Origin of the sequence: Bacillus sp. Hm123 (assembly GCF_051842975.2) — a bacterium.
Classification (GTDB): domain Bacteria; phylum Bacillota; class Bacilli; order Bacillales; family Domibacillaceae; genus Bacillus_CE.
Genome location: NZ_CM200277.1, coordinates 1,576,671 through 1,596,282 on the forward strand (window position 1 = coordinate 1,576,671; position 19,612 = coordinate 1,596,282).

At 38.8% G+C, this 19,612-nt stretch carries 16 protein-coding genes, 1 pseudogene and 2 riboswitches; of the genes and pseudogenes, 9 read left to right on the plus strand and 8 right to left on the minus strand.

Going from position 1 to position 19,612, the window contains the following annotated elements; translation table 11 throughout:
• Positions 1–42 precede the first annotated feature (42 nt).
• Positions 43–127, plus strand: a riboswitch (cyclic di-GMP riboswitch).
• A 119-nt stretch (positions 128–246) separates the two neighbouring features.
• Entirely contained in the window at positions 247–1,215 is a 969-nt protein-coding gene (locus ACSVDJ_RS08085; protein ID WP_439170506.1) for a sensor domain-containing diguanylate cyclase, read from the plus strand.
• A gap of 151 nt (positions 1,216–1,366) precedes the next feature.
• Here the strand turns inward: ACSVDJ_RS08085 and ACSVDJ_RS08090 are convergent, their stop codons facing one another.
• Positions 1,367–2,437, minus strand: a complete 1,071-nt coding sequence (locus tag ACSVDJ_RS08090; protein ID WP_439170505.1) for a DUF3900 domain-containing protein — start codon at positions 2,435–2,437, stop codon at positions 1,367–1,369.
• 15 nt (positions 2,438–2,452) lie between these two features.
• Positions 2,453–3,868: a MocR-like pyridoxine biosynthesis transcription factor PdxR gene (gene pdxR, locus ACSVDJ_RS08095; RefSeq protein ID WP_439170504.1), complete on the minus strand. Its 1,416-nt coding sequence runs from the start codon at positions 3,866–3,868 to the stop codon at positions 2,453–2,455.
• 207 nt (positions 3,869–4,075) lie between these two features.
• Here pdxR and ytvI point away from each other — a divergent pair, with 207 nt between their 5' ends.
• The 5 genes and pseudogenes from ytvI (at position 4,076) to ACSVDJ_RS08120 (ending at position 8,945) form a co-directional block, all read left to right on the plus strand.
• Complete coding sequence (ytvI, locus tag ACSVDJ_RS08100) at positions 4,076–5,107, plus strand: sporulation integral membrane protein YtvI (RefSeq protein ID WP_439170502.1); 1,032 nt, start codon at positions 4,076–4,078, stop codon at positions 5,105–5,107.
• A 283-nt stretch (positions 5,108–5,390) separates the two neighbouring features.
• Complete coding sequence (locus ACSVDJ_RS08105; protein ID WP_439170501.1) at positions 5,391–6,323, plus strand: metal ABC transporter solute-binding protein, Zn/Mn family; 933 nt, start codon at positions 5,391–5,393, stop codon at positions 6,321–6,323.
• Between the two features lie 19 nt (positions 6,324–6,342).
• Positions 6,343–7,104 carry a metal ABC transporter ATP-binding protein gene (locus ACSVDJ_RS08110; RefSeq protein ID WP_439170500.1) on the plus strand — a complete coding sequence of 254 codons (762 nt, stop codon included), beginning with the start codon at positions 6,343–6,345 and terminating at the stop codon, positions 7,102–7,104.
• A gap of 1 nt (position 7,105) precedes the next feature.
• Positions 7,106–8,035 (plus strand): annotated as a pseudogene (locus tag ACSVDJ_RS08115) (metal ABC transporter permease); the annotation flags it as partial.
• Between the two features lie 10 nt (positions 8,036–8,045).
• Complete coding sequence (locus ACSVDJ_RS08120) at positions 8,046–8,945, plus strand: metal ABC transporter permease (RefSeq protein ID WP_439170499.1); 900 nt, start codon at positions 8,046–8,048, stop codon at positions 8,943–8,945.
• 39 nt (positions 8,946–8,984) lie between these two features.
• Here the strand turns inward: ACSVDJ_RS08120 and yfkAB are convergent, their stop codons facing one another.
• Positions 8,985–10,091: a radical SAM/CxCxxxxC motif protein YfkAB gene (yfkAB, locus tag ACSVDJ_RS08125; protein ID WP_439170497.1), complete on the minus strand. Its 1,107-nt coding sequence runs from the start codon at positions 10,089–10,091 to the stop codon at positions 8,985–8,987.
• A gap of 233 nt (positions 10,092–10,324) precedes the next feature.
• On the opposite strand from yfkAB, the gene ACSVDJ_RS08130 reads away from it, so the two are divergent.
• Entirely contained in the window at positions 10,325–11,041 is a 717-nt protein-coding gene (locus tag ACSVDJ_RS08130) for a LytA/YqiH family protein (protein WP_439170496.1), read from the plus strand.
• A gap of 226 nt (positions 11,042–11,267) precedes the next feature.
• Here the strand turns inward: ACSVDJ_RS08130 and ACSVDJ_RS08135 are convergent, their stop codons facing one another.
• The 5 genes from ACSVDJ_RS08135 to thiC form a co-directional block, all read right to left on the minus strand.
• Positions 11,268–12,509, minus strand: a complete 1,242-nt coding sequence (locus ACSVDJ_RS08135; RefSeq protein ID WP_439170495.1) for a glutamate-5-semialdehyde dehydrogenase — start codon at positions 12,507–12,509, stop codon at positions 11,268–11,270.
• A gap of 20 nt (positions 12,510–12,529) precedes the next feature.
• Positions 12,530–13,645: a glutamate 5-kinase gene (proB, locus tag ACSVDJ_RS08140; RefSeq protein WP_439170494.1), complete on the minus strand. Its 1,116-nt coding sequence runs from the start codon at positions 13,643–13,645 to the stop codon at positions 12,530–12,532.
• Positions 13,646–13,983: 338 nt separating this feature from the next.
• Complete coding sequence (locus tag ACSVDJ_RS08145; RefSeq protein WP_439170493.1) at positions 13,984–14,601, minus strand: NUDIX hydrolase; 618 nt, start codon at positions 14,599–14,601, stop codon at positions 13,984–13,986.
• Positions 14,602–14,757: 156 nt separating this feature from the next.
• Entirely contained in the window at positions 14,758–14,934 is a 177-nt protein-coding gene (locus ACSVDJ_RS08150) for a serine protease (protein WP_439170491.1), read from the minus strand.
• On the minus strand, positions 14,931–16,676 hold the full coding sequence (thiC, locus tag ACSVDJ_RS08155; RefSeq protein WP_439170490.1) for a phosphomethylpyrimidine synthase ThiC: 1,746 nt from the start codon (positions 16,674–16,676) through the stop codon (positions 14,931–14,933). The genes ACSVDJ_RS08150 and thiC overlap by 4 nt, the downstream gene beginning before the upstream one ends.
• Positions 16,677–16,799: 123 nt before the next feature.
• A riboswitch (TPP riboswitch) is annotated at positions 16,800–16,915 on the minus strand.
• A gap of 102 nt (positions 16,916–17,017) precedes the next feature.
• Between thiC and ACSVDJ_RS08160 the strand changes: the two genes are divergently transcribed.
• A complete protein-coding gene (locus ACSVDJ_RS08160; protein WP_439170488.1) occupies positions 17,018–17,584 on the plus strand; it encodes a GNAT family N-acetyltransferase in 567 nt (188 codons plus the stop codon).
• Between the two features lie 19 nt (positions 17,585–17,603).
• Positions 17,604–19,529 (plus strand): PAS domain S-box protein, encoded by a 1,926-nt coding sequence (locus ACSVDJ_RS08165; RefSeq protein ID WP_518620439.1) that lies wholly within the window; start codon positions 17,604–17,606, stop codon positions 19,527–19,529.
• Positions 19,530–19,612 lie beyond the last annotated feature (83 nt).

A 19,612-nucleotide genomic window follows, 5' to 3' on the forward strand; every position in this document is an offset into this window, starting at 1 on the left:
AGAATACAATAAATTTTTATATTTAAAATGTTCGAAAAATAAAAATGGTAAAGGCAAACTCATCGAAAGGTGAAGGCGCAAAACTATAGGGGCTAAAGTCGTGAGATTATGTCAGCCAGTTGCCGATTTATCTTGATCAACAGTAGGCTAATTGGTATAAAATAGCCTATTTTTTATGGGGACAAAGTTAAAATGGTATCTTTATAAAAGTAGATGAGGTCGCTCATAATAAAAGGGGAATTGCTAATGGGGTTTATTCACTTTTTGCTAGGTTTCATTTTAGGAATTATAGTTTTCAGAATATACTTAATATCCAAAAAGAGGAGTCGGAAAGCAGAATTTGAAAATAAAAATCGGATATTTCAATTAGTGGAAAATTCAAAGGATGTTATTTATTACTACGAAGTAAAGCCAGAGTTCAAACATAGGTATACAAGTCCTTCGGTTGAATATTTTTTAGGAGAAGGAACGTTAGAGGCGCTCAACAATAGTTCACAAACACCTTTTGAAATGATTCATCCAGATGATTATGAAATTATGCTTAACAAAGTAAGCAGTAACATTGATTACAGTAAACCAATCATTCAACGACTTAAAGATAGGCAAGGGAATTATAAATGGTTTGAAGAGTATACGACGCCTATTTATGAAAATGGTGAATTAATAGCAGTTCAGGGAATTATGAGGAATATCGACGACAAAATAAAATTACAACAAAGTCTGGAATATAGAATTACTCATGATGCTTTGACTAATATTTATAATCGAGAATTTTTTGAACAGAGTATGGAGAAGTATAATAGACATATAGATGCATCTGTCGGTATGCTCTTATGTGATTTGGACGATTTGAAATATTTGAATGATCATTATGGTCATAAAAAAGGTGATATTTTACTTCAAGAATTTGCTAAACTATTAAATCAATATTTTTCAGGAAATGCGATTGTTTCAAGGATTGGTGGAGATGAATTTGTTATCATTATCATAAATACAGGTAAAACATACGTAGAATCCTTGTGTGAAAAACTTTCTGAAGAAATTAGCGAGTATAATAGAAACAGTGAGGACTTAAAGATCAATATGTCAATGGGATATGCTTTTAATAAGCATTCCATAGGAAGAATGGAAAGTCTATTTGCTGAAGCTGATAAAAAGATGTATCAAAATAAAAGAGAGAAGAAGGGCCAACATTTAATGCAAGTGAGTCGATGACGACAGAAAGTTTGGGTCATACCAGTATCATCATCTTAAAGTATGTTAAAAAATTCGACATGGACTGTTTGTCCGTGTCGAATTTTCGTTTGATGTTGATCATTAGAGGTAGTAGGAGAGCACATTAATCAAGATAATTATATACTTGTACTTACTCTCTCCCATTCTTCCGTTCAATCTTCTCAATCACCTCATGCAGTTCATCCGGCTTATGAAACTCAATCGGCGAAAAGCCTTTTTCAAACACAATCGAGTCCGCTTCCATTAATAAAACATAACGGTCGCCTAGTTTAGCTAAGTGGACCGACTCACCGAAGTCAGAAAGCATAGCGTTAACGCTCATATGATCGAGCTTCATCTTCAGCTCTAGTTCAGGCGTATGCTCAACCATGCGAGCGGAGGCTTCGACAACTTCATCGGTCGTAAAGCGTTCTTGCAGTTCTCGCTTCGGACTGTCTGCCCATACTTCCATCGCTTCTTCAAATTGTTGAAATTCTGGGCTTTCTTCTTCTAGTTCTTCAATTGTGTATTCTCGTACCATATCAATGACTTGGGTCTTGACGATTTCCGGCATCGATTGTTCGTAGCCGACGTATTTTAAGAAGTCCTCGAAATAGCGAGCGTGGGAGGCTTGGTGAATTTTTAGTTCGCCTTCTTCAACGATGCCTTCTTCGGGCATGTATGGGTATTGGATCGACTTCATGTTTTTCGTTGTGATCGCTAGTTCGACATGTTGGATGAGCGAAGAAGCGTCCGTAATGGTCGCTACTTTTGGCTCGAAGTCGCATTTTAATAGGAAGACGAAGGCGTCATCAAAGTATTTTTTAATCTGCGCTTTAGCGACGATGAATACGCCGCCTCTAACGGCGCTTGTTTGTGTATAGAGTGTAGCGAATTGCTCGCTTGCTTCTTGGAATTCTAGTACCGAGTAGGCAGCACGTGCTTTGGCGAACAAGTTGTAGTTCGGATTAGACGTTAAATCATGTCCGGGTTCAGCGGTGAAGTAACCGATTTTTGTTGGGACTTGTTCAGCTTTCGGGTGCCGGTCGGCCTTTCGTTTAGCAATCTTGGTGAATTCACCATCTAAGAAGTCTTTGAGTGGATTGTTTTCGTACTCTTCTTCACCGAGCGTTTGATAATGCTGGGCACGTTTCACAGCATCGTCACCTTTGCCGTCCACATGAACGACAAAGAACGATAAATAATTGATTGTAAAATCCAATGAACATCACCTTTTTTAACTATTTTCTAACATAATTTCTCGTAATTGTTTGATGCCTTTTTCAAAATCCTTCATCGACGCGTAGCCGTAAGAGAGGCGGATAGCCTGAGTTGATTCTTCTGTATAAATAGTGCCGGGATTTAACAGAATACCTTGTTGGTAGGCTTTTGTATATAGCTCTTTGTATGGGATTTTCACTTTTAATTTGAGCCATATTAAGAAGCCGCCTGATGGTACGTCCCATTCTGCAAGGTCAGACATATATTGATCAAGAATATGCAAGGTTGTTGCTCGGCGCTCCTTTAGTTGTTCGCGTACGAAAGATAGGTGGGTTTCGTAAAGGCCGCTTGAAATCCATTCCGCTGCTACTCTTTGAGACAAGGAACTTGAACCATAGTCGGTTTGCTGTTTAATTTCAGCTAATCGATCAATGACTTGTTCTGACCCTGCAATCCAGCCGATGCGAAGGCCTGGACTTAATGTTTTGGACAGGCTACCTAAATAAAGCACATGACCATATGGATCTAATGATTTTAATGAAGGAGGTGGGGGGGTGTCAATCCAAAGCTCCCGATAAATATCATCTTCAATCACAGGTAATCGCAATTGTTCGCACACATCGAGTAATTCTTTTCGCCGTTGTTCGGTCATTAGAGTTCCCGTCGGATTGTGAAAGCAAGGAATCGTGTAAACAATGGATCGTTCGCTTTCGTAATGCTTTTTAATGGCTGCTGCATGTAGCCCTTCCCGATCCATCGGTAATCCACATAGCTTCATTCCAGCTGATTGAAATACTTGCAGGGAATACAAATAGGAAGGCTTCTCTAATAAAATAGTTGACCCTCTATGTAAGAGCCCAGCTGAAATCAATTGCAGTCCTTGTAAGGCACCGGATACAATTAAAATAGAGGACGGAGACACTTCCGTTCCTTGTCGACTCATATATTCGCTAATGGCTTCTCTTAAAGGTAAAAATCCTTTCGGTTCCTCGTAACCAAATGGTTCTAAATTATCTGCAAGTCGCATCATCACTTGTTGCATATGATCAGTAGGGAAGATGTCTTGTGCGAGTTCGCCTTTGCTTAGTTGAATAAAATGATCTTCGTTTTCAGTTGCTCCTTCTACACTAGAAGATGAGTGAGCTTTCAACCAGTTAGAAGCGGTGGTTTCATTCCAATCAGCAGGGGGAGAGGTAGCGAGTAACGTCCAAGTGTTATTGACCACAATCGTTCCTTTGCCCATTACCCCTTCTAGTAGCCCGTCTGCTTTTAGTTCTTCAAGAGCTGTGACAATTGTGCTGCGGTTGACACCGAATAGTTCAGCTAATTTGCGTTGACTCGGGATTTTGCTGCCAATTGGCCATTCGCCATTAAAAATATTTCTTTTTATGTAATTAATTACCTTTTCGTATTTTGCTTGATTTTGCATCATTGCTTATTTTCTACTCCCTATATTCATGCTTTGCCTATTATCGTTTATTATTATTATAAACGATAAATAGCAACGGTTCATGTGAAAAAGAAAAAGGTGTGATGAGATTTCGTAATTTAACGAAAATAAAGTGACTTTATTGGCGAGAATAGTTTATTATAGTAGTTAGAATTTTCGAGTCATGAAAGAAGGGCAGTTGATGTTTTTTTGTTAAAGAAATGGATTTTACCTGTAGCGATTTTACTAATTATTATATTTTTGATCCCATATTCGCTACCTTTTATACTTGCCTTAGTGACTGCTATTTTATTAGAGAACTCTGTAAAATGGTTTATAACGCGATTTAGATGGCAACGGTTTAGAGCGGTTCTTGTGACTTTTATTTTGTACCTAGTATTTATCGCTCTATTTGTATGGTTTGTTGTCAATCTCGTGATCGATCAAATCGTGACGTTAGCGCAAAAAGGGCCGTCATTTGTGACGAACTTCTATAAGGAATCATTGATTCAGTTCGTGGATCAGTTCCAGCATTATTTTAAGTCGTTACCACCAGATGTGATTCGCTCCTTTGAACAAACACTTGAAAACTCAATTGATTCTGTGACTCAAATGGCTCAATCGATACTCGAATGGTTATTTAGCTTAGCAACCGCTATACCGGGATTTTTAATAGAGTTTTTAGTATATTTAATCGCCGTCTTTTTGTTCAGTCTTGAACTCTCTCGATTGAAAGTAAAAACGGATCGGCATTTAAAGGACGCAACAAAAGAGAAACTATATTTAATTACTGGTCAATTAAATAAAGCAGGGATTGGCTTTATTAAAGCGCAAATTTTCTTAAGTGCGATTACTTTTTTCATGGCGTTTATCGGCTTATCTATTTTACAAGTACCGTATGCCGTGTTACTTTCGATATTAATCGTTTTCGTTGACGTGTTACCGATTTTAGGAACAGGGTCGGTACTTGTTCCATGGGCGATCATTTCCTTTTTCCAAGACAAACAATTTCTTGGCATTGGGCTCATTCTTTTGTTTATTGTAATTACAGTTGTGCGCCGCATTATAGAGCCGAAAGTCTTTTCATCCAACATGGGAATTTCTCCATTGGCCGCTTTAATTAGTTTATTTGTCGGCTTTAAAATATTAGGGTTTATCGGCTTATTCGTTGGGCCAGCGATCGTCATTGTTTACGATACGCTACGAGAAGCGGGCATTTTGAAAAGTAGATGGAAAATTTAACAGTGTCAGCCTTCTAATAGAGGGCTGATTTTTTTATTGGAAACGAGTGTAATAAATGTTGTGTTGATACAGTAGTATGTAACAAAATATGAAAAAGAATGAAAATCATTCTTGACTAAAGTTTCTCTATGTTATATTTTTTGTATATAGGCAACTTAATTAGTTCTGGGCATAAAACATTTCTTATGTTCATACATAGCATAGAAAAGGAAAGGAGTTTTTTTAGGTTAAAAGTTGCGTTTGGGCAAAAAAATAGCATAGAACAAAAAGGGAGGATCATAAAATGAAAAAAATGTATGTCATGTTTACACTTATACTAGCGATGATGTTAACGGCTTGTTCGTCATCTAATAGTGAAGGGGCAGCAAAAGAGGAGAAGGATCAATTAGTGGTCACGACAACGATTGCTCAAATTGGTGATATCGTTAAAAATGTAGGTGGAGAGCATGTGAAAGTGGAAAGCTTAATGGGACCAGGAACAGACCCCCATCTATACAAAGCGACTCAAGGAGACATTGCAAAGTTAAGTAAAGCAGATATCATTTTTTATAATGGCCTACATTTAGAAGGAAAAATGAATGATATATTTGAAAAAATGAGAAAAGAAAAGCCAACATATGCCGTTGCAGAAAATATTCCAGAGGAAAAATTACAAGCGGATAGTGAAGATAAAACGATTGTTGACCCTCATGTGTGGTTCAATGCTCAACTTTGGAAGTATGCGGTTGAAGAAGTAGAAGCTGGATTAATCGAACAAGATCCAGCTCATAAAGAAGACTATGAAAAAAATGCTAAAGAATATATTGCGATGCTTGAAGAATTAGATGCTTATGGAAAAGAGCAAGTTCAAACGATTCCAGAAGAAAGTCGAGTATTAGTCACGGCTCATGATGCGTTCGGTTATTTCGGTACTGCCTATGGTTTTGAAGTAATGGGCTTACAAGGGTTAAGCACAGATTCAGAATACGGACTAAGAGATGTTCAAGCATTAGTAGATACTCTCGTTCAAAAGAATATTAAAGCTGTTTTTATTGAAAGTTCGATTTCAGATCGCTCCATTAATGCGGTAGTAGAAGGGGCAAAGAAGAAAGGGCATGAAGTACAGATTGGCGGGGAATTATTTTCAGATGCTATGGGAGAAGAGGGGACACCTGAAAGTACGTATGAAGGAATGTTTAAGCATAACATCGATACCGTTGTATCTTCATTAAAATAAACAAGCAGGAGGTAGTAACATGAATCCGTTAAAAGTAGATAATCTGACGGTTGCTTATCAAAAGAAGCCCGTTTTGAAAGAGGTAAGCTTTAAAGTACCTGAAGGAAAGTTAATCGGTATTATCGGCCCGAATGGAGCTGGAAAATCAACATTGATTAAAGGAATTCTAGGTCTAATACCGAAAGCTTCTGGAGAAGTTAGCATATATGATAAACCATATAATAAGCAACGAAAGCTGGTCGGTTATGTTCCACAACGTGGATCGGTAGATTGGGATTTTCCAACGAATGCCATTGATGTTGTCTTGATGGGACGATATGGGCATATCGGATGGGTGAAGCGTCCGAAAAAAGAAGATATTGAATTTGCTTATAGCTGTCTTGAAAAGGTTGGAATGAAAGAGTTTGCTAATAGACAAATTAGTCAGCTTTCTGGTGGTCAGCAACAACGGGTCTTTTTAGCTAGAGCTCTTGCTCAAGATGCTACTGTTTATTTTATGGATGAACCGTTCGTTGGAGTTGATGCCGCTACCGAAAAAGCGATTATCTCGTTGTTAAATGAGTTGAAAGCGCGGGGGAAAACAGTACTTGTTGTTCATCACGATCTCCAAACTGTGAAAGAATATTTCGATTGGGTCATGTTATTGAATGTGAAATTAATTGAAATTGGACCGGCAAATTTAGTGTTTACTTTAGATAATCTTCAAAAAACATATGGTGGACGATTAGCTTTTTTAGAAAAAGGAGCTTTTCTCACCGAAAGCCAAACGAGGGAAGAGTAACATGGAACATCTTATAATTATGCTGAAAGATGCAAACACTCAATGGGTATTACTAGGGTCTCTTCTTTTAGGTGCCGCGAGTGGGGTACTTGGTAGCTTTGCTTTACTTAAAAAGCAAAGCTTGATCGGCGATGCAATGGCTCATGCTGCTTTGCCTGGCGTGTGTATCGCTTTTTTACTTACAGGAGAAAAGTCGTTACCTTGGCTATTGTTAGGAGCTACGATAACAGGATTGCTTGCGACTTATTGTATTCAAGCAATTACAAGACACTCGCGTTTAAAAACTGATACAGCTATTGGTTTAGTATTATCTGTCTTCTTTGGTATTGGGATTGTACTATTAACAAAGGCCGCACAAACTAGTACTGGAAATAAAAGTGGATTAGATGATTTTATTTTTGGGCAGGCAGCATCAATGGTTGGGCAAGATGTGAAAATTATAACATCTGTTTCTGCCCTACTGGTTTTTATTATCTTTCTATTCTTTAAAGAGTTTAAAGTATTAACGTTTGATCCTGATTTTGCTCAAGGGATCGGCTTTCCATCTAAAACATTAAACTTATTGTTAATGACATTAATAACAGGAGCTGTTGTTATTGGTATTCAAGCTGTCGGTGTTGTATTAATGGCTGCGATGCTTATAACTCCTGCTATTTCTGCTAGATATTGGACGGAAGATCTAGGGCATATGGTTGTGATTGCCGGAGTGATCGGTGCATTTTCAGGAGTGACGGGAACTTTAATTAGTACGATGGCTGTCGGTTTGCCGACAGGCCCTCTTATTGTTTTAGCTGCTACGTCTACTTTCGTTGTTTCATTGTTGTTCTCACCGAAGCGAGGCTTATTAATGAAATTGATCAAGCTATATCGTTTACGCAAATCGGTGGCTAATGAACAATCACTAAATACTCTTGTAAGAAAGCACGAGAGGGGGTAGACGGATGAGTTATGAAGCTTGGATTATTCTAACAGGCTCTTTAGTAGGGATTACTTGTGGTGTTACTGGTTGTTTTTTGATCTTAAGAAAAATGGCGATGTTGGCTGATGCTATTAGCCATACAGTATTGCTTGGGATTGTACTCGCATTTTTAGTTACTCATAGTCTTGATGGGGTTTACATGTTTATTGGAGCAACCATTGTCGGACTATTGACCGCTTTTTTTGTTCAATTATTAGACTCGAGTGGCGTGCAGTCAGATGCGGCAATCGGGGTCGTTTTCACTTCTTTATTCGCAGTAGGAGTCATATTGATCTCGTTGTTTGCTGGAAATACTCATTTAGACGTCGATCATGCGTTAATGGGTGAAATTACGTTCATCCCTTGGGATACAGTGGATCTTTTTGGTATGACGAGTGTTCCGAAGGCCGTTTGGATGCTTGGAGCGGTTCTTATATTTAACTTAACGGTTATTACGTTATTTTATAAAGAGCTAAAAATCAGTTCTTTCGATCCAGCCTTAGCATCCGCAATTGGTATACCGGTTCTTTTTATTCACTATTTATTAATGGGGATGGTGTCAGTTACCACTGTTGCTTCTTTTGATAGCGTTGGAGCGATTTTAGTCGTTGCGATGTTAATTGTTCCGGGAGCGACCGCTTATTTATTAACCGATAAACTAAGTGTGATGCTCATTTTAAGCGGTGTGATCGGTGTAGTATCGGCCGTTAGCGGTTACTATGCGGCGACGTTTTTAAATGTTTCCATTTCTGGAGCGATGGCGACAATGCTTGGATTAATCTTTGTGGTAGTATTCGTCTTATCTCCAAGTCATGGTTTGTTATCAAAGTGGATTATGAGAAGGAAGTATATTCAATCGAAGAAACAGCTCCAACAGTCATAATAAAAAAGCCAGGATGCCCTGGCTTTTTTATTATGGTCATTAAACGATTTCTGCCTTCTTTATAAAGTCTTCTTGTTCATAATAGGCATGCTTGACTAAAATATTCGGTCCGAGACATTGGACGCTTGGGCAGTGGCAGTTTAATTGAGAAGCGAGGGAGGAGTTCATCCAAGTTTGATACGCTTCTTGCAAAGTATTCGTTTGAATATTTCCTAATGATGGAGCATCTCCAAAGTCTGTCACAATAATCTCTCCATTAAAAATATTAATATTGAGTCTAGAACGTCCATCTGGGTCATTTCTCACTGTGACCATATGTTCGTTTTGCAGTCGTTTTAATAATTTTTGATCCTCTTCTTCTTGACTGCATGAATAAAACGGAAGGGTCCCGAACAGCATCCAAATGTTTGGGTCACGAACATCAAGTAAATGATGAATCGCTTCCCGCATTTCTTGTAAAGAAAGGGATTCTAATGCACTAGCGAAATCACTGGGGTACATAGGATGAACTTCGTGGCGAGCACAGCCCATTTCATCGATGATTTGGCGATGAATTTTTTCTAAATAGGGAAGTGTTTTTTTATTTAACATCGTTTCCGCTGAGACCATAACGCCCATTTGCGACAATGCTTTGCTATTATCGATCATTCTTTGGAAAAGAGCTTCTCTTTGGGCAATCGTTGGTTTTCGTCCCATGTTTGCGAACCCGGTTTCCACAAATTCTTCTGTTGTTCCCCAATTATGTGAGATATGCAGTACATCTAAATAAGGGGCGATTTCTTCATAACGAGACAATTCAATCGTTAAGTTTGAATTGATTTGTGTGTATACATCGCGTTCATGGGCATATTTTAACAGTGGTAGTACATAATTACGAACGGAAGATTTAGATAGCATTGGTTCTCCACCTGTAATACTAAGTGCTCGTAAGTCGGGCACTTCCTCTAGCCTGCGAATGAGCAGATCAAGCGGCAAGGCTTTAGGGTCTTTTGTTTGCAATGTATAGCCAACTGCACAATGCTCACAACGCATATTACATAATGTTGTTGTCGTAAACTCAACATTTGATAGCTGCATGCGACCTGCTGTTTGGATATCCAAATAAGATTCCCATGGGTCAAATTGTGGATGAATCACTTGTTTCATTGTAAAACCTCTTTTCTATAGACATTAATATTATACCTCTTTTAGAAAAGAAATGGCTAGGAAAAAAACGGATTTAAGCCAACCATCTCTTCGTTTTTATTTGATAAAATGTGACATTTATAGTATCAATCTTGAGACCTATTTTTCTATTTTTTAGTGTCATTCCTTTGGAAACAATTTCACGTGTGATACAATGTAGGCATGTTAATTAGTAGTTGGAGGGAGAGATACATATGAAAAAAATGACAACTGTCATGGGAGCCGTATTATTAGCTGGGGGCGTATTAGCTGCGTGCTCGGATACAGATACGACGAAAAGTGAAGAGACTCCTGAGAATGAAGAGGTAAAGCAAGCAGCGGATTCAGCGGTAGAACCTGAACAAAATACAGAGGCTGAAACGTCTGAGCCTGTAGAGGAAGCCGAAGAAAGCGAAGTGACAGTGGAAGAAGTAGAAGCTAAAGGCATTTACAACGGCATGGCTGACCTTCATACGGTTGAGATTAATGTAGATGGGGAAGACAAAGCGTTTCAAATTGATCCTGCTGGCGAAGAAGTGAAGAAATTTGAAGAGTTAGAAGAAGGATCAGAAGTGACGTTTGTTTATCAAGTAGAAGGCGAACAAATGACGATCACGCAAGTAAAAGCAATGGAACCTAAGCAAGAAGTTGAAAGCGAAACGACAGAACCTACGGAACCTACAAAGGAACCTACAGAAGAATCTACGGAAAATGAAACAGCAGCAGTAGAAGAAGTAGAAGCAACAGGTATTTATAATGGCATGGCTGATCTTCATACAGTTGAACTGAATGTAGATGGGGAAGACCGAGCGTTTCAAATCGCCCCTGATGGTGAAGAAGTGAAGAAATTTGAAGAATTAGAAGAAGGATCAGAAGTGACATTTGTTTATAAAACAGAAGGCGAACAAATGACAATCACGCAAGTAAAATAAATGAAATAACGGAACGAAAGAGAGAAATTTATCTTTCGTTCCGTTTTTTTTATTTAGCTGTTTATCCCGCATTAACGGGCTGTAAGACTCCCACCTCAACAGGGCAGAAAAAGCGCAGGCGTGTAGGTGGAAGATCAACAGCCCGTAAAAGCCCGATTGGTTCAACTAACAATCAGTGGGGATGAAGAAAACCCCCACTGATTGAAGTTTCACTTTATCTTGCTATTTATGAGCGGATTTGTCCATCTCCCTTTACTAATGATTTAGTCGTTGTAATGGCTTTAAGTCCCATTGGCCCGCGAGCATGAAGTTTTTGTGTACTAATGCCAATTTCAGCACCAAGTCCGAATTGCTCACCGTCCGTAAAGCGAGTAGAGGCGTTATGATAAAGAACAGCTGCATCAATGGCTCGGAAAAACCAATCGACGTTTTCCTTTGTTTCTGAAACGATAGCTTCTGAATGTTTGGTACCAAACGTACTGATATGAATGACGGCTTCTTTCACATTCGCTACCGTTTTTACAGCGATAATAGGTGCTAAATATTCAGTGTCCCAGTCTTCATCCGTTGCTTCCTTCACAAAAGCAAATTCGTTTGCTAACACTTGATCTCCTCGAAGCTCTACCCCTTGATTGTGTAAAGCATGCAAAATAGCCGATCGATGAGGCCAGTCTTGGTGGATTAGTAATGTTTCTGCTGCATTACAAACCGATGGTCGATGGGTTTTGGCATTGACAGCAATGTCGATGGCCATTTGTTCTTTGGCACTTTCGTCAATATATACGTGACAATTTCCGACTCCAGTTTCAAGTACAGGAACTGTAGCTTGACGAATGACCGTTTGAATAAGCCCAGCGCCACCGCGTGGAATTAATACGTCTAAGTATTCATTTAACTGAAACATTTTAGAAGCTGTTTCCCGACTCGTATCTTCTAATAGTTGGAGAGCATCCGTTGGAATAGGGGACTGCTGTAAGGCTGTCTTCATCACCTTTACTAACGCTTGATTGGAATAAGCGGCGGAGGAACTTCCTCGTAATAGCACGGCATTTCCTGCTTTTAAGCATAAAGCAGCAGCATCTACGGTCACATTCGGACGAGCTTCATAGACCATACCGATCACGCCAAGCGGCACACGAACGGTTTCAATTTTTAAGCCGTTATCAAGTGCCCATTCATCGGTCACTTCTCCAACTGGATCTTTTAATTGAATCAGTTGGCGGACACCAGCAGCGATTTGTTGAATGCGTTCCTCTGTCAACTGCAAGCGATCTAAAATGTTAGGAGAGAATCCTGCCTTCACTCCATTTTCGATATCCTTCGCATTTTCTTGCAAAATAAAGTCGGATTGTTGCACAAGGGCATCAGCCATTTTTTCTAATCCTTGATTCTTTTCATTTTCACACAGCAGACTCATTTGAAGAGAGGCTGCCTTTAGTAGTTTGGCTTTTTCAATTAACTCACTCATGTTTTTATTCTCCCATCTTATTATTTAATGAAGTTCGTAGTTACCCAATTGTCGCGATGAATGACTTCGGCTCGCTCATTAATCGAGTACACTTTTGCTTCTGAACTAGATAAACCTTTTATTTTTTCAAGATCTACAGAGGAATAGAATACTTGACCTCTGCCAATCACCTCTCGTGTTTGATTAATGACATTGACGACATCCATTGGATCAAATACACCTTCTACTGAGATGACGCCGGCCGGAAGCAAGCTTTTTCCTTTTGATAAAATAGCTACTTCAGCTCCTTCGTCAATCATCACGTTTCCTGAGATTTTTGCGTGATGAGCAATCCATTGTTTCTTCATTTGCATATGAGATTTAAAAGGAGAGCCGATATACGTTCCACTTCCTTTTCCAGCGAGTGTATCTAGTAATTTATCTGTCCCTTTCCCAGTGCCGACAAATACAGGAACGCCAAGAGATAATGCTTTTTCAGCGGCAATTAGCTTAGATTTCATCCCGCCAGTTCCAATCGATGAGCCACTGTCACCTGCATAACTAAGCATTTCTTCTGTGACTTCCGGAATAAAATGAAATCGCTTCGCTTCAGGGTTTGTTTTCGGGTTACTGTCATACAATCCGTCAATATCCGTTAAAATAATTAGGGCATCAGCTTGAACAAAGCCGCTCACTAGGGCAGAGAGCATATCGTTGTCTCCATACGTTAGCTCTTCAATCGAAATGCAATCATTTTCGTTAATAATCGGGATCGCACCGGCTCTTAATAGCTCTGACATCGCCGTATAAAAATTTTGAAAGCGTCCGCGATTGTAAAAGTCTTCTCGGGTTAAGAGCATTTGTGCGACCGCTAGCTGAAAAGGGGCAAACAGCGAAATATACTTTTGAATGAGCAGACTTTGACCTACTGCGGCGGCGGCTTGTTTGGCAGCGACTGTTTTTGGCCTTGATGTATAGCCTAATGATTGAAATCCTGCCGCCACAGCACCAGAAGAAACGATGATGACTTCATGGCCTTTTTGTTTCATTTTGGCAATCGCCTGAACGTGATCCCATACTTTTTCTTCGACAATATTTCCTTGTTCATCCGTTAATGAACTGCTTCCAATTTTCACAACTACTCGGTATTTTTTCACAACAAATCATCCTTTTATTAAATTAAAAAAAGCATGCCCCTCCTATCCGTAAAAGGACGAAGGGCATGCTAATCCGCGGTACCACCTTTTTTGGCGCAAATTGCGCCCGCTCAATCCCGTAACGAGGGAGACGGCTTATGTTTCCATAAGCGATATTACAAAGGGCAGGTTCAACCGCTTCCTGTGAGGAGCCTTACAGCCGATGGACTCCATTCTCTGACACACTTCACGAATTTACTAATCCCTTTATCGTTCAATTATTCATAATTATTACAATTATCTATATATATTCTAATTTGTCAAGACTAAATAAGTTAAATGTTTTTCAAATGGGCGGGTTAGCTTTTAATTAAGTCGAGAAAATGCTTTAAAACTCTTGCGGTTAACCCCCAAATAATTTTGTCTTCATAAAGATAAAAATACTCATCCATTTTTCGTGTTTGCCAATTGTAGTTTTCTCCTCCAACGATTAAATCGAAGGGGAAATTTTCTTCCGGCTCTACTTTAAAATGAATGTCATATTTTTTCGGAGAGTAGTGAAGTAAATAATCAAGCGGCACAGTAAATATTTGTTCTACTTCATCACGGTTCGGTAACAGTTTATCTTCTGATGGTAAAGAGCCAACGAACGGATAAATGATCGTGCCAAACGGAGAGACGATAAAGTCCAGTGGGAAGGTTTGTGTAATGTCTGATTGCTGGATGCCTAGTTCTTCCGATGTTTCACGAATGGCTGTATGCAACTCATTTTTATCCAATTCCTCAATTCTCCCACCTGGAAAACAAACTTCACCTGGCTGCTTTCTCATTTGAAAGGAGCGTACTTGAAACAATAGATGGATCTCGTTCTCTTTTTCTATTAGTGGAAGGAGAATAGCGTATTTAGAGAAATGTTCATTGCCTAATATAGCTGAGGTTCGATCGTGAAATTGATGAAATAATTGGTCTCTTCTCATAAACTCCCTCTTTTCTTTAACCATTTTTCCTATTATAAAGCAATGGCGGGAATTTGTGAAAAAGAATCGGTGTAAATAGAATAAAAGAGAGGGGGAAAACAAAAAAGCTAGAGAGTTAACATCTCTAGCTTTTTGTCAATCGTTTGTAAGAAATTTTTACCATAAGGTGCTGTCGGAGTAGCCGCAGTTTTGGCAGACTCGAACAAAAGTTTTTCTTTCAAACTGGTGATCACAGTTTTGTTGTAGTGAAGAAAGTTCTTGTTTCAATTCTGTGAGCCTTTTTTCTAATGTCATAATTTCACTTTTTAATTTGCTCACTTGTTCAATTCTCATTGGTAAATCATAGCTCCTGTTTGACGGAATTCATCGGCTTTTTCTTTTAACCCTTTTTCCACTTCCATTTCACGAATGTTATGGGAAATTTTCATACTACAAAACTTAGGTCCGCACATCGAGCAAAAGTGAGCCGTTTTCGCTCCCTCTGCTGGAAGGGTTTCATCATGATATTCAAGTGCTCGCTCAGGATCAAGTGAAAGGTTAAATTGATCATGCCAGCGGAATTCAAACCGAGCTTTAGAAAGGGCATCGTCACGCAAGGAAGCTCGTGGATGACCTTTGGCTAGATCGGCTGCGTGGGCGGCAATTTTATAGGCAATGACTCCTTCACGCACATCTTCTTTATTCGGAAGCCCTAAATGTTCTTTCGGTGTGACGTAACAAAGCATCGCCGTTCCATAGGAAGCAATCATCGCTGCTCCGATGGCAGAGGTGATATGATCATACCCTGGTGCGATATCGGTTGTTAAAGGACCAAGCGTGTAAAAAGGAGCTTCCATGCATATATCTAATTGCTTATCCATGTTTTCTTTAATTTTATGCATCGGCACATGTCCCGGGCCTTCGATCATCACTTGTACATCATGTTTCCAAGCGATTTTCGTTAATTCTCCTAACGTTTCTAATTCAGCAAATTGTGATTCATCATTGGCGTCTGCAATCGAGCCAGGGCGCAATCCATCTCCTAGTGAAAAAGCAACATCATACGTTTTCATAATTTCACAGATTTCTTCAAAATGCGTATATAAAAAGTTTTCTTGATGGTGAGCGAGACACCATTGAGCCATAATCGAGCCTCCGCGCGAAACGATGCCTGTCATTCGTTTAGCTGTCAGCGGAATGTACGGAAGGCGAACACCGGCATGAATCGTAAAGTAATCAACGCCTTGTTCTGCTTGCTCAATTAACGTATCGCGGAACACTTCCCAAGTTAAGTCTTCGGCAACACCATTCACTTTTTCTAGCGCCTGATAGATCGGAACGGTACCAACAGGAACAGGACAATTACGAATGATCCATTCTCTTGTCGTGTGAATGTTTTTTCCGGTAGAGAGATCCATCATCGTATCGGAGCCCCAACGAATCGCCCATGTCATCTTTTCGACTTCTTCATAAATCGAAGAAGTAACGGCTGAATTCCCGATATTGGCATTAATTTTCACATGAAAGGCGCGACCGATAATCATCGGTTCACTTTCAGGGTGATTAATGTTAGCGGGAATAACCGCCCGACCTTCTGCTACTTCTTTGCGAACAAATTCGGCATCCATTCCTTCTCTTATGGCGATGAATTCCATTTCCGGTGTAATGATTCCTTGACGAGCGTAATGAAGCTGAGTCACATTTCGCCCTTTCTTTGCTTTTAGAGGTTGTCTTTTTAACCCTTGAAAAACGAGCTCCTCATTCACTGGTTTCTTTTTATACCCATTGTCTTCAGGGCGGATCGTACGACCTGTATATTCTTCTGTGTCCCCACGCTCATGTATCCATTGATGACGAACGGTTCGTAGTCCATTTTCAATATCAATGTCTACTTGATCATCCGTATAATAGCCGCTCGTATCATATACACGAAGAGGAGCGTTTGGCTCTTCATGTAAAGAGGTGATGGTAGGAGACAGTTCAATTTCGCGAAAAGGCACCTTTATATCCGCTCTAGAACCCTCTACATACACTTTTTTACTGTTTGGAAAATTACGGACTAAATTCAGTTTTTCATCTGGTCTTTGTTCTTTCATTGTTTTTTCCTCCTTTGTCAATGAAAGGACGAAACCCGATTCTACCATTGCATGAAAAAAACCGAGCCATATAAACATACGGACCCGGTTAATGATCAGTTAAGTAGCATAAAAAATACGCTAATAAACAGATATAAACTTCCCCACGCTGGTATGAACCAGATCAGGTCCTGAGGGTTAAGAAACTTCGTTGCGCTTCTCTCTCAGCCCAAGCTTGCTGGACACCCCTAGTTTGAAAAATATTCAATTCACTCTTCCACTTTATACTAATTTAGTTAGAGTGTAAACAAAAAAATCTAATTAACTGTTATAATGTTCTGTAATATTCGGAGGTGTTTTGATTGAATCCACTATTAATTGATTTTCCAACAGAAATTTTCACTGAAAGATTGCATATTCGCATGCCTTTACCGGGAGATGGGGTAGCTGTGTATAAGGCAATCCAGTCCTCGTTGAATGAACTGAAACCATGGCTTCCATTTGTTCATTATGAACAATCACTTGAGGGAGCAGAAGCGAATGTCCGAGAAGCTTATGCCAAATTTATGACGCGTGAGGATTTAAGGCTACATATTTTTCATAAAGAGACAGGAGAATTTATCGGATCTTCCGGTTTGCATCGGATGGATTGGAAAATTCGTAAATTTGAAATCGGCTATTGGTTAGATAGTAAATTTTCTGGCTATGGTTATATGACAGAAGCGGTGCAGGCGATTACTAGCTTTGCCTTTGAGCAGTTAACAGCTAACCGAGTGGAAATCAGGTGTGATCCTGATAATCAAAGGAGTCGTGCTATTGCAGAGAAATTAGGTTTTGCTCTTGAAGGCATACTAAGAAATGATCAATTATCTGCTGATGGTAGTCAAATTAGAGATACGTGTATCTATGCACGGATAACAAATGAATAAAGGTATTATTTCTTTTTAGATGCAAAATTTTTTAAGACGAAATTCTTTTTCTTACCTAAATTATTGTCGGAAAAACTCATCATTTGTTGAACGGTTTTTGCTGAAAAAATATGAATATTTCGACATAGTAGAAAGGGGGAGAGGATTTTTGGTGAACAATAAAGCGATAATGAATACGATTAATGATAGACATATAGAATGGTTTTGGGAAAACAGCTCGGATCTAGTTTGTTCAATGAATTTAAAAGGTGTTATTTTGAAGGGGAATCCTGTATTTATTAACGTGATAGGATTAGATCCAAAAGAGGAAACGATTTCAATATTTGATATTTGGAGCAGTAAATCATATAAAGAAGTAATTGAACTGATAAAACGAACGATAGAGAGTTCAAATTCTATTGTGACTACTGAAAAAACTAGGCATAAAAATGGCGCTTTGGTCATCTGTAAATGGAGCATTATGTACGATCCGCACTATATGCTGTTTTATTTAATTGGGAAAAAGGAAACTACTAGTTGTTTAGGGTGGTGTGAGGCATTTTTGTCCACTACTAATGATCCCGTCTATATTTTAAATCATGAAGGAAAAATTATAAATGTAAATGAGGCGTTTGCGAAGGTTTATGGATGGAGTTTAGATGAATTGCTAGGGACAGAACTGCCAACTATTCCTCATCATTTGAGAGGGGAACGCACAATATTCTCGGAAATACTTCAATTAGGTAGTAGGGTCCGTAATTATAAAACAATTCGTCAAAAGAAAGATGGATCTCTCATACATGCGATCATATCAGTTACACCTGTTAAGGATAGCAACGGAAAGGTTGTTGCTATTGTAGGAGTTACTAGAAATATTACTGATAAAGTTGAAGCAGCCTTATTATTAGACCGAAAAGTAAAAGAATTAAAAGAGCATGAAGTAAAATTTTTGGAAATATCCGAAAATATAAATGAAATATTTTGTGTGTTTGATTTTTCAATGAATGAAGTCGTGTACGTTAGCCCATCTTACGAGAGAATTCTCGGTCATTCTAAAGAGGCCTTTTATAAAAACTTTCACATTATTTATCAATTAGTTCATGAAGAGGATCTAGAAGCATTTAAACATTTTTTAAAATCGACGGATACCGATTCAGAAATAGAATATCGAATTTTTCATAAAAATGGTAACATCAAGTGGTTAAGGTCAAGAAAAACACCGATAAAGGATAAAAAGTATCTTCATCGTGTAGCGACAGTGACACAGGACATTTCTAGTCTAAAGGAAAAAGAGCTATTACTAAATAAACAAGATAAGTTAGGAGCGATTGGTCAATTAGCCGCTGGAATCGCCCATGAAGTGAGAAACCCTTTAACGGCTATTAAAGGGTTTGCACAATTGTGGGGACAAGAAACTCACAATAAATACAGCGAGATTATCTTATCTGAGCTTGAGCGAATTGAATCGATTATGCAAGAGTTTTTAATATTAGCTAAACCTAATCAAGAAACAAAGTTCGAAGTGCATGATATCAATCGATTAGTCAATGAAACCATCGATTTTATGCATCCGGAAGCCTTGCTTCATAAGGTTGAACTGATGACAGATATCACTCAAGAGTTGCCACTTGTCAAGTTAGAGAAAAAGCAAATAAAACAAGTAATGCTTAATTTGATTAAAAATGCGATTGATTCCATGCCAAATGGAGGGCACTTATTAGTTAAAACAAAACATTTAGGCGAAGAATATATATGTATCGAAGTAATTGATGAGGGAATCGGCATAGCTCAAGATCGCATCCCTCGACTAGGAGAACCTTTTTACTCTAATAAAGAAAAAGGGACTGGTTTGGGCCTCATGGTCAGCTTTAAAATCATTGAACACCATAAAGGGAAGATCATATTTGAGAGCGAAGAAGCAAAGGGGACGAAAGTACAAGTTCGATTACCTATTAATGTAAATTAAGCATAGCGATGAAGCAGGGTCTGCTGGATTTACTAGCAGGCTCTATTTCTGTTCAATTTTATAAAAATACATTATGTGCAAAA

Bases quoted from the DNA above. Each gene is read 5' to 3' on its own strand.
- ACSVDJ_RS08145 (WP_439170493.1), bottom strand. From the start codon at position 14,601: ATGAGAAGAGACCAATTATTTCATCAATTTCACGATCGAACCTCAGCT.
- pdxR (WP_439170504.1), bottom strand. From the start codon at position 3,868: ATGATGCAAAATCAAGCAAAATACGAAAAGGTAATTAATTACATAAAA.
- ACSVDJ_RS08120 (WP_439170499.1), top strand. From the start codon at position 8,046: ATGAGTTATGAAGCTTGGATTATTCTAACAGGCTCTTTAGTAGGGATT.
- ACSVDJ_RS08135 (WP_439170495.1), bottom strand. From the start codon at position 12,509: ATGAGTGAGTTAATTGAAAAAGCCAAACTACTAAAGGCAGCCTCTCTT.
- ACSVDJ_RS08110 (WP_439170500.1), top strand. From the start codon at position 6,343: ATGAATCCGTTAAAAGTAGATAATCTGACGGTTGCTTATCAAAAGAAG.
- ACSVDJ_RS08105 (WP_439170501.1), top strand. From the start codon at position 5,391: ATGAAAAAAATGTATGTCATGTTTACACTTATACTAGCGATGATGTTA.
- ACSVDJ_RS08085 (WP_439170506.1), top strand. From the start codon at position 247: ATGGGGTTTATTCACTTTTTGCTAGGTTTCATTTTAGGAATTATAGTT.
- yfkAB (WP_439170497.1), bottom strand. From the start codon at position 10,091: ATGAAACAAGTGATTCATCCACAATTTGACCCATGGGAATCTTATTTG.
- thiC (WP_439170490.1), bottom strand. From the start codon at position 16,676: ATGAAAGAACAAAGACCAGATGAAAAACTGAATTTAGTCCGTAATTTT.
- ACSVDJ_RS08165 (WP_518620439.1), top strand. From the start codon at position 17,604: ATGCAAAATTTTTTAAGACGAAATTCTTTTTCTTACCTAAATTATTGT.
- ACSVDJ_RS08150 (WP_439170491.1), bottom strand. From the start codon at position 14,934: ATGAGAATTGAACAAGTGAGCAAATTAAAAAGTGAAATTATGACATTA.
- ACSVDJ_RS08130 (WP_439170496.1), top strand. From the start codon at position 10,325: ATGAAAAAAATGACAACTGTCATGGGAGCCGTATTATTAGCTGGGGGC.